Source organism: Flavobacterium sp. SM15, from assembly GCF_022012335.1.
Classification (GTDB): domain Bacteria; phylum Bacteroidota; class Bacteroidia; order Flavobacteriales; family Flavobacteriaceae; genus Flavobacterium.
Genome location: NZ_JAKLTO010000003.1, coordinates 159,176 through 172,957 on the forward strand (window position 1 = coordinate 159,176; position 13,782 = coordinate 172,957).

The 13,782-nt window shown below is 38.8% G+C and carries 13 protein-coding genes; 7 read left to right on the top strand and 6 right to left on the bottom strand.

Annotation, left to right across the window (positions count from 1 at the left end):
* Window positions 1-3: 3 nt before the first annotated feature.
* Together LZZ90_RS06340 and LZZ90_RS06345 are read right to left on the bottom strand one after the other, a co-directional pair.
* Window positions 4-1,410, bottom strand: coding sequence for an FAD-binding oxidoreductase (locus tag LZZ90_RS06340; RefSeq protein ID WP_237789849.1), 1,407 nt, complete (start codon window positions 1,408-1,410; stop codon window positions 4-6).
* Window positions 1,411-1,562: 152 nt separating this feature from the next.
* Window positions 1,563-2,474 (bottom strand): AEC family transporter, encoded by a 912-nt coding sequence (locus LZZ90_RS06345; protein WP_237789850.1) that lies wholly within the window; start codon window positions 2,472-2,474, stop codon window positions 1,563-1,565.
* Between the two features lie 137 nt (window positions 2,475-2,611).
* On the opposite strand from LZZ90_RS06345, the gene LZZ90_RS06350 reads away from it, so the two are divergent.
* The 3 genes from LZZ90_RS06350 (at window position 2,612) to meaB (ending at window position 4,893) form a co-directional block, all read left to right on the top strand.
* Window positions 2,612-3,019 carry an Rrf2 family transcriptional regulator gene (locus LZZ90_RS06350; RefSeq protein ID WP_237789851.1) on the top strand — a complete coding sequence of 136 codons (408 nt, stop codon included), beginning with the start codon at window positions 2,612-2,614 and terminating at the stop codon, window positions 3,017-3,019.
* A 55-nt stretch (window positions 3,020-3,074) separates the two neighbouring features.
* Window positions 3,075-3,716, top strand: a complete 642-nt coding sequence (locus LZZ90_RS06355) for an NAD(P)-dependent oxidoreductase (RefSeq protein ID WP_237789852.1) — start codon at window positions 3,075-3,077, stop codon at window positions 3,714-3,716.
* 91 nt (window positions 3,717-3,807) lie between these two features.
* On the top strand, window positions 3,808-4,893 hold the full coding sequence (gene meaB / locus LZZ90_RS06360) for a methylmalonyl Co-A mutase-associated GTPase MeaB (protein WP_237789853.1): 1,086 nt from the start codon (window positions 3,808-3,810) through the stop codon (window positions 4,891-4,893).
* 38 nt (window positions 4,894-4,931) lie between these two features.
* Here meaB and LZZ90_RS06365 read toward each other — a convergent pair whose 3' ends face one another.
* Window positions 4,932-5,159, bottom strand: a complete 228-nt coding sequence (locus tag LZZ90_RS06365) for a hypothetical protein (RefSeq protein ID WP_237789854.1) — start codon at window positions 5,157-5,159, stop codon at window positions 4,932-4,934.
* Window positions 5,160-5,188: 29 nt separating this feature from the next.
* Window positions 5,189-6,568, bottom strand: coding sequence for an MATE family efflux transporter (locus LZZ90_RS06370; protein ID WP_237789855.1), 1,380 nt, complete (start codon window positions 6,566-6,568; stop codon window positions 5,189-5,191).
* A gap of 229 nt (window positions 6,569-6,797) precedes the next feature.
* On the opposite strand from LZZ90_RS06370, the gene LZZ90_RS06375 reads away from it, so the two are divergent.
* Complete coding sequence (locus LZZ90_RS06375) at window positions 6,798-7,310, top strand: hypothetical protein (protein ID WP_237789856.1); 513 nt, start codon at window positions 6,798-6,800, stop codon at window positions 7,308-7,310.
* A gap of 36 nt (window positions 7,311-7,346) precedes the next feature.
* Here LZZ90_RS06375 and LZZ90_RS06380 read toward each other — a convergent pair whose 3' ends face one another.
* Window positions 7,347-8,222: a PPK2 family polyphosphate kinase gene (locus LZZ90_RS06380; protein ID WP_237789857.1), complete on the bottom strand. Its 876-nt coding sequence runs from the start codon at window positions 8,220-8,222 to the stop codon at window positions 7,347-7,349.
* A gap of 149 nt (window positions 8,223-8,371) precedes the next feature.
* On the opposite strand from LZZ90_RS06380, the gene LZZ90_RS06385 reads away from it, so the two are divergent.
* Entirely contained in the window at window positions 8,372-9,205 is an 834-nt protein-coding gene (locus tag LZZ90_RS06385) for a hypothetical protein (RefSeq protein WP_237789858.1), read from the top strand.
* A 49-nt stretch (window positions 9,206-9,254) separates the two neighbouring features.
* Here the strand turns inward: LZZ90_RS06385 and LZZ90_RS06390 are convergent, their stop codons facing one another.
* The gene (locus LZZ90_RS06390; protein WP_237789859.1) at window positions 9,255-10,889 is read right to left on the bottom strand and encodes an ABC-F family ATP-binding cassette domain-containing protein; all 1,635 of its coding nucleotides are present in this window, start codon (window positions 10,887-10,889) and stop codon (window positions 9,255-9,257) included.
* A 188-nt stretch (window positions 10,890-11,077) separates the two neighbouring features.
* On the opposite strand from LZZ90_RS06390, the gene LZZ90_RS06395 reads away from it, so the two are divergent.
* Window positions 11,078-12,232 carry a P1 family peptidase gene (locus LZZ90_RS06395; RefSeq protein ID WP_237789860.1) on the top strand — a complete coding sequence of 385 codons (1,155 nt, stop codon included), beginning with the start codon at window positions 11,078-11,080 and terminating at the stop codon, window positions 12,230-12,232.
* Window positions 12,233-12,380: 148 nt separating this feature from the next.
* Window positions 12,381-13,781, top strand: coding sequence for a PKD-like domain-containing protein (locus tag LZZ90_RS06400; protein ID WP_237789861.1), 1,401 nt, complete (start codon window positions 12,381-12,383; stop codon window positions 13,779-13,781).
* Window position 13,782 lies beyond the last annotated feature (1 nt).

Here is a 13,782-nt window from a genome sequence, read left to right on the forward strand (position 1 = left end):
TTTCTAATTCAGTTCATCCGGAAAGATTTTTCCAGGATTTAGAATGTTGTTTGGATCGAAAACTTTTTTGATGTTCTTCATCAAATACAATTGACTATCACTAAACGCAATATCCATAAAATTCTTCTGAACATAACCGATACCGTGTTCTCCGGACAACGTTCCTTTTAACGAAACCGTCAGTTCAAAGATTTCGCGTATTCCTTTAGGCACTTCTGATTTCCAATTTTCGTCGGTCATATCCGCTTTGATTATGTTTACATGTAAATTTCCATCACCTGCATGACCATAACACACCGATTTGAAACCGTATTTATTTCCAATGGTTTTGATGCCTTTCAATAAAGTTGGCAGCTCATAACGAGGAACAACCGTATCTTCTTCTTTATAAACGGAATTGGATTTCACCGCTTCTGCCACTCCGCGACGCATACGCCACAAAGCATTTTTCTGATCTTCGGTATCGGCAAAAAGAATTTCATCGATTTCGAATTGCTCTACAACTTCCATTATTTTTTCGGCTTCCAACATCAAAACATCCGGATAATTACCATCAACTTCGATAAGCAAATGAGCCTCAATTTCGTCTTTGATATCGACATTAACACCATCAATGTATTTGATTGCCCAATCAATCGCATCCCGCTCCATGAATTCCAAAGCGCTTGGCACTACTCCGGCTCTGAAAATTGCCGAAACTGCTTCACAGGCTTGTTCCGCTTTATAAAACGGCACTAACATTAGTACATTATGTGCGTTTTTCGGAAGTAGTTTTAAAACGATTTTGGTGATGATGCCCAATGTTCCTTCACTTCCAACCATTAACTGCGTTAAGTTGTAGCCAGTTGAATTTTTTAACGTATTCGCTCCTGTCCAGATGATTTCTCCAGTTGGCAAAACTACTTCTAAATTCAGAACATAATCTTTGGTTACCCCATATTTCACCGCTCTTGCGCCACCTGCATTTTCTGCCACATTTCCACCGATGAAACAACTGCCGCGACTGCTCGGATCTACGGGATAGAACAAACTTTTCTCCAAAAGTGTTTCCTGCAAAACTTGCGTAATTACAGCCGGTTCGGTTACAACCTGCAAGTTTCTTTCGTCGATTTCAAGGATTTTGTTCAAACGGTCTGTCGATAAACCGATGCCCTGATGAATACTTAAAGCACCACCACTCAAACCGGTTCTTCCGCCGATAGGTACAACAGGGATTTTATATTCGTTGGCTAATTTTACAATTTCTGAAATTTCCTGAGCAGATACCGGTTTTACAACTACTGACGGCGGAAAAACATAATCTTCCGTTTCGTCGTGACCGTAATGGTTGCGGGTTGCTTCATCGGTGAATACGAATGAGGAACCAACGATTGCTTCAAGTTTTTGTAGTATTTCGGGTGTGAATTGCATGGCAGATGTATTTTAAACAAATTTAATAAACTTAACGGCAAACAAAGCAAAGCTTGTTATAAAGTTGTGGCCCTAGCCCCGATGGGAACGGCATCCTTTTTTTGCTTCCATAAATGGCAAAAAAAGATAAAGTGGACAGCGGGAAAAAGCTCCTAAATAAATTTCAGTATAAAATACCAGAAAATCAGGGTGAGAAACGAAAGCGGAATTCCAAAACCGATCATCATGTTGGCCAATTTGGGTTTCAAACCGTAATTTGCCGCCACGATCGCTCCGGTAATCATGGGCGCCATTGCAGATTCCAAAAGGGAAACCTGCACTTCCAAACCGTGACCTTTCAGAATTACTACATAAAGTAAGTAAAAGAACGCCGGCGTAACAAAAAGTTTGAAAAACAATCCTAATGTTAAGAATTTCCAATGCTTGCTTTTACTGTCGAATTCTAATTGCATCCCTACTGAAACTAAAGCGATTGGCGTAACCGTACTTCCCAAACGCTGAAAAACCGATTGCAACGCTTCGGTAAAATCAAGTTGCTGTACATTTAAAAAACAAGCCATCACAAAGGCAACAAATGGCGGAAAAAACACTATTTTTTTGAAAATGGCGCTCGAACTCGTAGTGCTTCTGGAATACATCGTTGCGATCAAAATTGCCAAAGTGGAAACCACTACAAACGAGCCGGGCTGATCGACAATTACTGCGGTTTCTAGGGCTTCCTTTCCATATACTGCTTCAATAACGGGAAAGCCTACAAACGAAGTATTCCCTAATCCTGCCACTATTATCAAGCATCCGGTTAACTTTTTAGACCAGCCGAATATTTTTGAAAAAGCGGTAAAAAACAAATAAGAAAGTGCAAAACCCAGCCAGGCAATTCCCAACGGGAACAGTAATTTAGAGCTGATTTCGAGTTTCGGAATATAATACAATGCAACGGCAGGAAGTGAAATGTAAATCACGAACTGGTTGAGCGTTTTGAAACTTAACGACGGAAAATCTTTGTTTCTTTTGAGCAAAAAACCCAAAAGCATGCAAACAAAAATGAGTATAATGTTATCCATACTGAAATTCTGTACTACAATATTACGAGTAAATCCTCTATGGACAAGGGTTTTCTTTGTTTAACGAAATTTTATGTTCGTTTTATGTTACGGTTTCAAAAAACGTTTCTATATTTGCAATATATTTTATTACAGTTATGATTTCCGGTAAGTTTGCCATCACCACCCACATTTTGACTCTGTTAGCCAAATTCCCAACGGAGTTTATGGCTTCGGATTACATTGCAGGGAGTTTGAACATTCATCCGGTACTGGTTCGCAAAGAAATTTCGAATCTGAAAAAACATAAGTTAGTAGAAAGTAAAGAAGGAAAAAACGGTGGTGTCAAGCTTTTAGTTTCTGCCGATAAAGTGACTTTAGAGGACGTTTTTAAAATCACGTTTGACAAGGCCAGTTTAGGTTTTTCCAAAAACGAACCAAATCCGGAATGCCCCGTTGGAAAGAAAATCAACCATAATCTCGATGATTTGTACAACAATCTGAATCAAACCATTAGCCTGCAACTGCAAAAGCTCACACTGGCGGATTTCGTGGAGAAATTCTAACCTATTTTTTTAATTAAAACTGTAACATTTTTTATAACAATTAAATTATACACATATGAAAGTAGCCATTATTGGAGCCACAGGTTTTGTAGGTTCTGCCATTTTAAACGAAATTTCAAATCGCAATCACGAAATCACCGCAATTGTGAGAAACCCAAAATCTGATGACAAGACCAACTGGGTAAAAGCAGATGTTTTCAATTCAGAGGATTTAGCAGAAGCTTTAAAAGGAAATGATGTAGTAATCAACGCTTACAATTCCGGATGGACCAACCCAAACATTTACGATGATTTTATCGCCGGTTCGAAATCGATTCAGCAAGCAGTAAAAAAATCAGGTGTTAAACGTTTTATTACCATTGGAGGTGCGGGAAGTTTGTTCGTTGCGCCGAATGTACAAGCGGTTGACACACCGGATTTCCCAAAAGAATACCATGCAGGAGCTTCCGCAGCGAGAGATTATCTGAACATCATCAAAGAAGAAAAAGAGTTGGATTGGACGTTTTTCAGTCCCGCTTTCGAAATGCATGCCGGAATCACAACCGGTAGAACCGGAAAATATCGCTTAGGCTTAGAGAATCCGGTTTTTGATCAAAACAACAGAAGCATTTTATCTGTAGAAGATTTAGCCGTGGTCATTGCCGATGAAACCGAAAATCCGAAACACCATCAAGTGCGTTTTACCGCTGCCTATTAATTTCTGATTTCATACTATGAAAGTGCACAATGTTCCATTTCTATTGAATGTTGTGCACTTTTTCTTTATTTTTACTGCATAATTGAATATTGTGGCGCTACGAAAATCACATCCTTCGGCTTTAAAAGAAAATGACGGAATTCAGCAACCGGAAAGCATTAGTGCTGCTTCTGTGGAACAAATCCAGAAGTTTCGTCGAACACAACCTACAGCCGATGAACTGATTGCCAACATTTTAAAAGGCGATAAAACTTCACTGAGCCGTGCCATCACTTTAGTGGAAAGTACCAGTGAAAAACATCTGGAAAAAGCTAACGAGATAATCAAAGGCTGTTTGCCCCATGCTAATAAATCTTTACGTATTGGAATTACAGGCGTTCCCGGTGTTGGAAAATCGACTTTTATTGAAGCTTTTGGAAAATTTTTGACATCCCTTGGAAAGAAAGTAGCGGTTTTAGCTGTTGATCCGAGCAGTTCTATTTCGCACGGCAGTATTTTAGGCGATAAAACCCGAATGGAAGAATTGGTAAAAGATGAAAACGCTTATATCCGTCCAAGTGCTTCCGGTGAAAGTTTAGGAGGTGTGGCTAGAAAAACCCGTGAAACCATTATTTTGTGTGAAGCTTGTGGATTCGATACAATTCTGATTGAAACTGTTGGTGTAGGTCAAAGTGAAACCGCAGTTCACAGTATGGTCGATTTCTTTTTGCTGTTGAATTTAGCCGGTGCTGGAGATGAACTTCAGGGAATTAAACGCGGAATTATGGAAATGGCGGATTTAATCGTAATCAATAAAGCGGATGGTGACAATATAAAACGCGCCCGATTGGCCAAAACCGAATACAACCGCGCTTTGCACCTGTTCCCAATGAAAAACTCAGGCTGGTCGCCGAAAGTAACCACTTGCAGTGCACTTCATAACGAAGGAATTGCAGAGGTTTGGGAAACCATTACCGAATACTTCGACTTAACCAAAGAGAATCGTTTCTTCGAACAAAAACGCAAGGAGCAAAATCAATACTGGCTGATTGAAACCATCAACGAACAGCTAAAACAGAATTTTTACAACCATCCGGAAATCCAAAAACTGCTGGAAGAAAACAAAAAAGCGGTACAAAACAATGAGATTTCACCGTTTGCTGCCGCTCAACTGCTTTTGAACAAGTATCACAAATAGACAAAAACTGCTAACTGCGACTGTCTACTGAATACTTTTTAGTCCTCGTAGCGTTCCATTTCACGGTCGTAAAACTCTCCCGCCAAGGTAATCAAATGTTCCATTTCAGATTCCATTTCCTGTTCGTCTTCTTCATCAATGTCTTCTAAAAATTCTACTGAATCGTCTTTCAAATTGATTAAAAAACGTGGAAATTCTAAGTGAATGATGAAAATATCGTCCGGAAAATCGGTGTTGTCTGCTAATACGAATTTTGGTAATTCCATATAAATTATGAATTATGAGTTATAAATTTTTAGTTATGGTTCTGTTCAATCAACTTGTTGCTCAAATGATTGAAGCGAAGATACAAAAATAGTGCGGCCGCCGTTAATCCGGACAATAATCCGATCCAGATCCCAATGGCTTTCAAGTCGGTGTACACCCCTAAGTAAATCGAAATTGGAAAACCGATCAACCAATAAGCGATAAAGGTAATATACATTGGAATTTTAACATCCTGCAATCCACGTAACGCGCCCAAAACCACAACCTGAATTCCATCAGAAATCTGGAAAATGGCAGCTATAATGATTAAATGAGCAGCAATGGAAATCACTTCGGAACTGTCTGCCAATTGCGAAACGTTTTCCGCATTCATAAACAATTCCGGTAAATAAGGATGCAACACCACAAAAATAAAAGCGAAAATTCCCTGAATTATAATCGCCAGTAAAAACAAGGAACGCGCCACGATCTGCAGCATTTTAAAATCCTGTGATCCTTTATAATTTCCTACGCGAACCATTGCGGCAACACCCAATCCGGAAACGAACATGAAGGTAAATGTTGCTAAACTCAAAGCAATCTGATTGGCTGCCTGTGCACTAGTCCCGATACGTCCGGAAAGCCAAACAGCACTTGTAAACAAAGCCACTTCAAAAAACATCTGCATAGAAGAAGGTAATCCTAAGTTTACTATCTTTTTAACGATATCCTTTTGCAATTCTTTAAATGAAAAGCCATCAAAATAAGTTCTGAAACGCTCTTTGTGCTTTAAGGAAAAGTGAATGTAAATCAGCATCACAAAACGTGAAATTACTGTTCCGTAGGCTGCTCCCAGCATTCCTAATTTCGGAAAGAACCACAAACCGTAAATTAGAACCACATTCAGGAAAAAGTGTACTACGTTGCAAAGCAAATTCGCCCACATGGCAACTTTCGTCTCCGATTTTCCATCGGCAAACTGCTTATAACCCTGAAAAATAATTAAAGGAATCAATGAAAAAGCAACGATATCTAAAAACGGTTTGGCCATCTCCACCACTGCATCCGGCTGTCCCATATAGTTGATTAGCGGTTTTGAGAAATAAATGATGGAAAATAAACTGATTCCTAAAATCGTGCACAAAATCAGTCCGTGATGGAAAATAGTTCGTTCTTTATCCACGTTCTTCTCACCGTCTGCCTCAGCAACTAAAGGTGTGATTGCGGTTGAAAAACCTAATCCGATGGACATGGCAATGAACACAAAACTGTTGGCCAAAGAAGCTGCAGCAAGTTCCGTTGGCCCTAATTTTCCAACCATGATGTTATCCACGATACTCACCAAAGTATGTCCTAACATTCCCAAAATAATTGGGTAAGCCAGTTTCAGATTTGCAGAAAATTCTTTTGTATAGTCAGACCAACGCATTTTTCAAAATTTTGGGCAAAGGTAAGAACTAGATTTTCGGTATTTGTACAGAATTTTGAAAATTTAGCCGATTTTCAGTAAAAACACAATTATTTAAAAGTCAGAGATTTACATTATTTTATTAAGAAACCTTAAGATATTTTAACAGAAGTTTATCGTTTCACACAAAACAAAACCTCGGAAAGGCTGTTTTCATAGGGAATCAATAACATTTAATGCATTTAAAACTATGAGAACAGTAAAACGAATTTTAGGCCTGACACTGATTGCAACCGCGATGTTATTTTCGATTAATGCCTCAGCTCAGGAAACTACACAAACCAAACCCAAGCCGGAATACCTACACCATTGGCGCCTAGGCTATGGGCTTAACGGAGGAATTCCATTAAAAAACGTATACGATTTCAGTTTGGGAGCAGACGCACGCTTGCAATACGATTTTACCACCAAAACCTCTTTGGCTGCCACAACCGGTTACACACATTTATTCAGTCCCGGTGACGATGCCGGGTTTATTCCTGCCAAATTAGGATTCAAGGCCTTTTTAGGAGATCAGATTTATGCGTTGGGTGAAGCCGGTGGTGCATTCGGAACTACCAAAGAATTAGGAAACTCTTTTTTGTGGGCTCCGGGTGTAGGGATTGCAACCAAACACATCGACATCAGTTTGCGTTACGAAAACTACAGTGAATACAATACCGGTCAGATTTCACTTCGATTGGCTTATGGCTATAAAATATAAATGAAAAACGCCTTCTTTATCGAAGGCGTTTTTTTATCATTTGCTTAATTGATTGCGATACAAAGCAAAATCGGCTTTTACTTTTTCATCCAGTTCCGGTTCTTTGATATCGGTGTATTTCTGCATTTCCTCCCAGATGATTTTCGCCACCATATAACGCGCCATTTCCTTATCATCGGAAGGAATTACATACCAAGGCGAATGAGGTTTTGAAGTTTTGTTAATGGCTTCTTGGTAATAGTTCATATAATCATCCCAACGGTCGCGTTCTTTTAAATCGCCGGGCGAGAATTTCCAATGATGCTCTTCTTCTTCCAAACGACGCAACAAACGTTTACGCTGTTCTTCTTTACTCATGTGGAAATAAAATTTCAAGACAATCGTTCCGTTTTGGGTGATGTGCTTCTCAAAATTGTTGATTTGCTCGAAACGGTTTTCCCAAAATTCAGGTTTGATATCTTCTACTTTTTCGATTCCGGGTAGGTTTTCGTTCAAAATATATTCCGGATGCACACGGGTTACCAATACATTTTCATAATGCGTTCTATTGAAAACCGCAAACTTCCCTTTTTCCGGCAAGGCCAAATAATGGCGCCATAAATAATCGTGTTCCAGCTCCGTAGAATTTGGTGTTTTAAAACTGTGCACCACTACCCCGCGCGGATTAAATTCCTTAAAAACTTCGCGAATCAGGCTGTCTTTACCCGAAGTATCCATGCCTTGCAAGCAAATGAGCACACCGTATCGATTATGCGCATAGATAACATCTTGCAATTCACTCAATTTCGCCTGAACTTTGTCTAACTTTTCTTCTTTATCGTCATCGTCAAGATGCGTTTGTAATTCCGTTGGAAAATCGCTTATCGTAAAATTTTTGGTGATTTTAAAATCGTCGGGATTAAATACTGCCATAATTTTTCGGTTTATATTCGTAAATATAAGTAATTTTAGGAGCTCGTTCCCGCTATCCGCTGTATCTTTTTTAAAAGTCATTTCGAGAGTCTCAACCACCTTTAAAAAAGGATGCCGCTCCTATCGGGGCTAAACCTGAACACAACGCTATGCATAAATTCACCTTGGAAATCTTGTTTCAAATTATCGGTATCGGTTCCGCTTCCGGACTAATGTTCAAAAACAATCAGCTATTGGTTGTGGGCGACAACAGCAGTTATTTATACGAATACAACATTGAAAACAAAGTGCTGGAACGCCATCCGTTAACGGAAAACCCATCAGAAAACATCGCCAAAAAAGACAAACCCGATTTTGAAGCAATAACCGAATTTGATAACAAAATCTACATTTTCGGTTCTGGTTCAACCGAAAAAAGAACTAAAATGGTACAGTTAGACACAAAAACCAGAGCCGTTGAAACCACTACTGATTTAAGTGATTTATACCTGTCCATGCAAACTTTCGCCGAATTACCCGAAGGCGATTTAAACATTGAAGGCGTGGTGCGCAAGGATAACGAATGGTATTTCTTCAACAGAGGAAATGGCGCCAAAGGAAAAAATATCGTGTTTACCGTTCAGGGCAAAAACCTAACGGAAGAATTCAACATCATTACCAACCAGTACAAACTTCCTAAAATAAAAGGCATACGAACCAGTTTTACCGATGCGGTTTTGGTTGGTGATAAAATCTACTTTCTGGCTACGGCTGAAAACACCGATTCGACTTATAATGACGGCGAAGTTTTAGGCAGCATTATCGGAAGCATTGACACGAAAACCATGAAAATCGGCTTTACCAAAAAAATTACCGATGCGCATAAATTTGAAGGCTTAACACTTTATAAAGAAACCGAAAAAGAGCTTACCTTCTTACTTTGCGAAGACAATGACACGGAGGAATTAAAAGCAAACATTTTTAAGTTAACCCTTAATAAATAGAATTAAAAAAGGGATAAAAAAATTATTTCTTATCCCTTTTAATTTACAACTATTTCTCAATTTCCTTTAAACTCTCCATCTTCTTATGAGCAAGGAAACCTTTAATATCTTCAAAATGTTCTTTCACGCGTTTGTGACCGAATTCGAATACTTTTTCAGCTAAACCGTCTAAGAAATCACGGTCGTGAGAAACTAAAATCAACGTTCCGTCGAAATCTCTTAAAGCGTCTTTGATGATGTCTTTGGTTTTCATATCCAAGTGATTTGTTGGCTCATCCAGAATCAGAACGTTTACCGGTTCCAACAATAATTTAATCATCGCCAAACGTGTTTTTTCTCCTCCGGAAAGCACTTTAACTTTCTTTTGGATATCATCACCTTTGAACATGAACGCACCCAACAAATCTTTGATTTTGGTACGCACATCGCCTACGGCAATCTGATCGATGGTATCAAAAATGGATAGTTCTCCATCCAGTAATGAAGCTTGATTTTGAGCAAAATAGCCCACCTGAACATTATGTCCGATTTCTAATTTTCCTCCATCATGCTCAATTTCCTTCATGATCGCTTTAATCATGGTCGATTTTCCTTCCCCGTTTTTACCCACAAAAGCAACTTTCTGACCACGCTCGATTACCATACTGGCATTATTGAAAACCACATGATCACCGTACGATTTTGACAATTCTTCCACAACCACAGGATATTGTCCCGAACGTGGCGAAGGCGGGAATTTAAGTTTTAATGCTGATGTATCTAATTCGTCCACCTCAACAAGAACCAATTTTTCAAGCATACGCACACGGGATTGTACTTGTTCCGTTTTTGAAAAAGTTCCTCTAAAACGCTCAATAAAAGCTTGATTATCTGCAATAAATTTTTGTTGTTCGTCGTAGGCTTTTTGTTGATGAATTCTTCGGTCTTGGCGCAACACCAAATAATCGGAATATTTCGCTTTGTAATCGTAAATGCGTCCCATTGTTACTTCGATGGTTCGATTGGTAATATTATCAACAAAAGCACGGTCGTGGGAAATTACCATTACCGCTTTTGCCTGGTTAACTAAAAATTCTTCAAGCCACTGAATACTTTCCATATCCAAGTGGTTTGTAGGCTCATCCAAAAGAATTAAGTCGGGTTTCTTTAAAAGGATTTTTGCCAGTTCGATTCGCATTCTCCAACCTCCTGAAAATTCGGAAGTGGAACGCGTAAAATCTTCTCTTTCAAAACCTAAACCTTTCAGTACTTTTTCAACCTCAGCTTCGTAATTTACTTCTTCAATCGAATAATATTTTTCAGAAAGTTCCGAAACACGTTCGATCAATTTCATGTACTGGTCACTTTCGTAATCAGTACGGATTGTTAGTTGCTCGTTAATTTCGTCGATTTCCTTTTTCATGTTCAACACATCAGCAAATGCTTTGGAAGTTTCTTCCATAACTGTACAATCATCAGCAGTAAGCAAATGCTGTGGCAAATAAGCGATTACAGCATCACTCGGTGCAGAAATCCCACCACGACTCGGTCTGTTTTCACCCGCTACAATTTTTAAAAGTGTCGATTTCCCGGCACCATTTTTACCCATTAAGGCGATTTTATCATTTTCATTGATGGCAAAAGTAATGTCGCTGAACAATGTCGTTCCGCCAAATTCTACCGCGATGTCGTTTACTGTAATCATGTTTTTGTTCTAAAATTCGATTTTGAAGGTGCAAAGATAGTTGAATCTGAAGACTCTGCAATTTCAAAAACGGCCAATCGTTTGTAAAATATTAGTACATTTTCAGGCATTTGAAAAAATTAACAAACTTTTATATAAGACTTTTCGTTTTTATTTTTAAAATTGCTTGATATATCAAATAAATTAAAATGAAACGAATTCATATAACTACGCTTTTACTATCCGTTTTAATTTCAAACGCACAAACCAAACCAAGAGCCCGCGAATTAGGGATTCCTTTTGAGGGCACAACTGGTAAAAATAATGCGATCACTGATGTTCCCGGAATTGAAGTAGGCTACAAAACCCTGATTGAAGGCAATGGTAAATTAGATGTCAGCAAAGGACCGGTGCGCACTGGAGTAACCGTAATTCTTCCAAAAGGAAAAACTCCTAAAAATTACCCGATTGCCTGGTACAACTTAAACGGAGACGGCGAAATGACAGGTGTAGCCAATATAGAAGACTATGGTTTAGGCTACGGCCCAATTGGAATTACCAACACCAATAGCGTAGGAACCGTTCGTGATGCAATTGGTCAGTGGAACTACAAAAAATTCTCTGAAGGCGACTTTACCGATTTCTCTTTTGGTCTTCCGATTGTGGCTGAAACTTGGGACGGTATGCTTAATGACATCAACGGTTTTCACGTAAAAACAGAACATGTTTGGGAAGCTTTGGACAATGCAAAAGATGGACCTGTTCAGGAAGGAAATATTGGTGGCGGTACCGGTATGGCACTCTATCTTTTTAAAGGAGGAAACGGAACGGCATCAAGAACATTTACCATTGATGGAAAACAATACACTCTGGGTGTATTCATTCAGGCGAATTTTGGCGGCAGATCGGATCTGATGATTGCAGGTGTACCGGTTGGCAAAGAAATCAAAGAATATAAACCTATTTTAAATGATGCGAAGCGTAAAGACGGCTCTGCAATAGTAATTATTGCCACAGATGCCCCACTTCTTCCAAGTCAGTTAAAACTAGTAGCAAAAAGAGTTGCTCACGGAATTGCGCGCACCGGCACTTTTAGCAACGACAGCTCGGGAGAAATCTTTTTAGCGCTTTCTACTGCCGAACCGATTACTAACGAAAAAGGAACAATGCAAACCTGGAAGGTCATTCCCAAAGAACATCTGAACCCAATTTTTAAAGCTACAGTTCAGGCAACCGAAGAAGCAATTATCAATACATTAATTGCCGCTGAAGACATGGAAGGAATCAACAATAATAAAATATTTGCCCTGCCGCATGAGGCGTTACTAAATGCTTTAAAAAAGTACAACCGATTAAAAAAATAAGCTTTTAAAACTTATTTAATCGGAGTAAAATCATCAAGCATGAAAAAAAACCTTGAGCTTTAAAGTTACCTGAAGTATAAAAAGTAAGATTAAACTACTTAATTCTAAATAGAAAGACTATTTTCGCAGAAGATATCAAAGCCTTTTTATGAAAAAAATCTTTACTCTGTTTTTATTCTTTGCAATTACTTTTTGCGTTGCATCTGCAAAAACTAAAGAAACTGTTGCCTGTCCAACAGCTGCAATATCATATCCAGAATCTTCATTCTGCTCAAATTCTCCTACTCAATTTGTAATGCTTACAGGAACAAATACTTATAACGGTGGTACTTTTTCGAGCTCACCAGCAGGACTTTCGATTAACGCTTCAACCGGAGCGATTTTACCTTCCCAAAGCACATCTGGAACTTATACTGTAACTTATACGATTCCTTCAGGTCCAGGCTGTTCAGCTGTAATAGCCACAGCTACAGTAGTTGTAAACGAGGCCCCATGGGGAATGATTAGTGATCACCAAACAATTTGTTCAGGATATTCAGGGATGATCTACTTTACAGGAACTGCAAACAGCACAGCTACTTATAATGTAAACGGTGGACCAAACCAAACCATTACGTTAAATTCGGCTGGAAACGCCATGATAACTACACCTCCATTAACATCAAACACTACGTATAATTTAGTAAGCGTATCAACTTCTAGTGGCTGTACAAGTACCCTTTCGGAATCGGTTATAATTACGGTTTTACCAAGTCCTATTATGACAGCTGCACCAAGTAGCCAGACCATATGTTCGGGATCCATGACTATGATAAACATGACAAGCTCTAGCCCTAATACGACCTTTACTTGGAATTGTGTTCAAGCCGGAGTGATTGGAGGCAGTGCAGGAACTGGGAACATGATTATGCAAGTACTAAGCACAACGGGAACTAGTCCGGGTCAAGCGGTTTACTCTATTACACCAACTGCGAATGGATGTCCTGGAACACCTTATACAGTTGTGGTTACGGTTTATCCAACACCCAATGTAACCCCAAGCACTCCTGGAAATACCATAAATTCAGGTGACACAACCAACATTGTCCTTTCGAGTACTATTCCAGGAACTACTTATACTTGGACGGTAAGTTCAAATAATGTTACTGGGGCAACTTCAGGAAGCGGAAATTCAATTTTCCAACAACTTTCAACAATTAACTCAAATCAGACAGGATATGTTACCTATACTATAACTCCTTCTGTAAATGGTTGTGTAGGCATGTCTAATATTGTTCAGATGACGGTTAACCCTAATTTAGGAACTAACGACTTCACTAAAAATAGTTTCATTGTAAGCCCGAATCCGGTTGTTGACTACATATCTATTAAAGGAGATGCAATTCTTAACCATATAAATGTTATCAATCAATTAGGACAGAACGTTTTAGAAAAGGAGCTTAACTCTAATGAAGCTCAACTGGATTTATCTGCTCTAAAAACCGGAATCTACTTTATAAAATTAGAGTCTGGAAACAAAAAGACAACTTATAAAATCATAAAGCAATAAA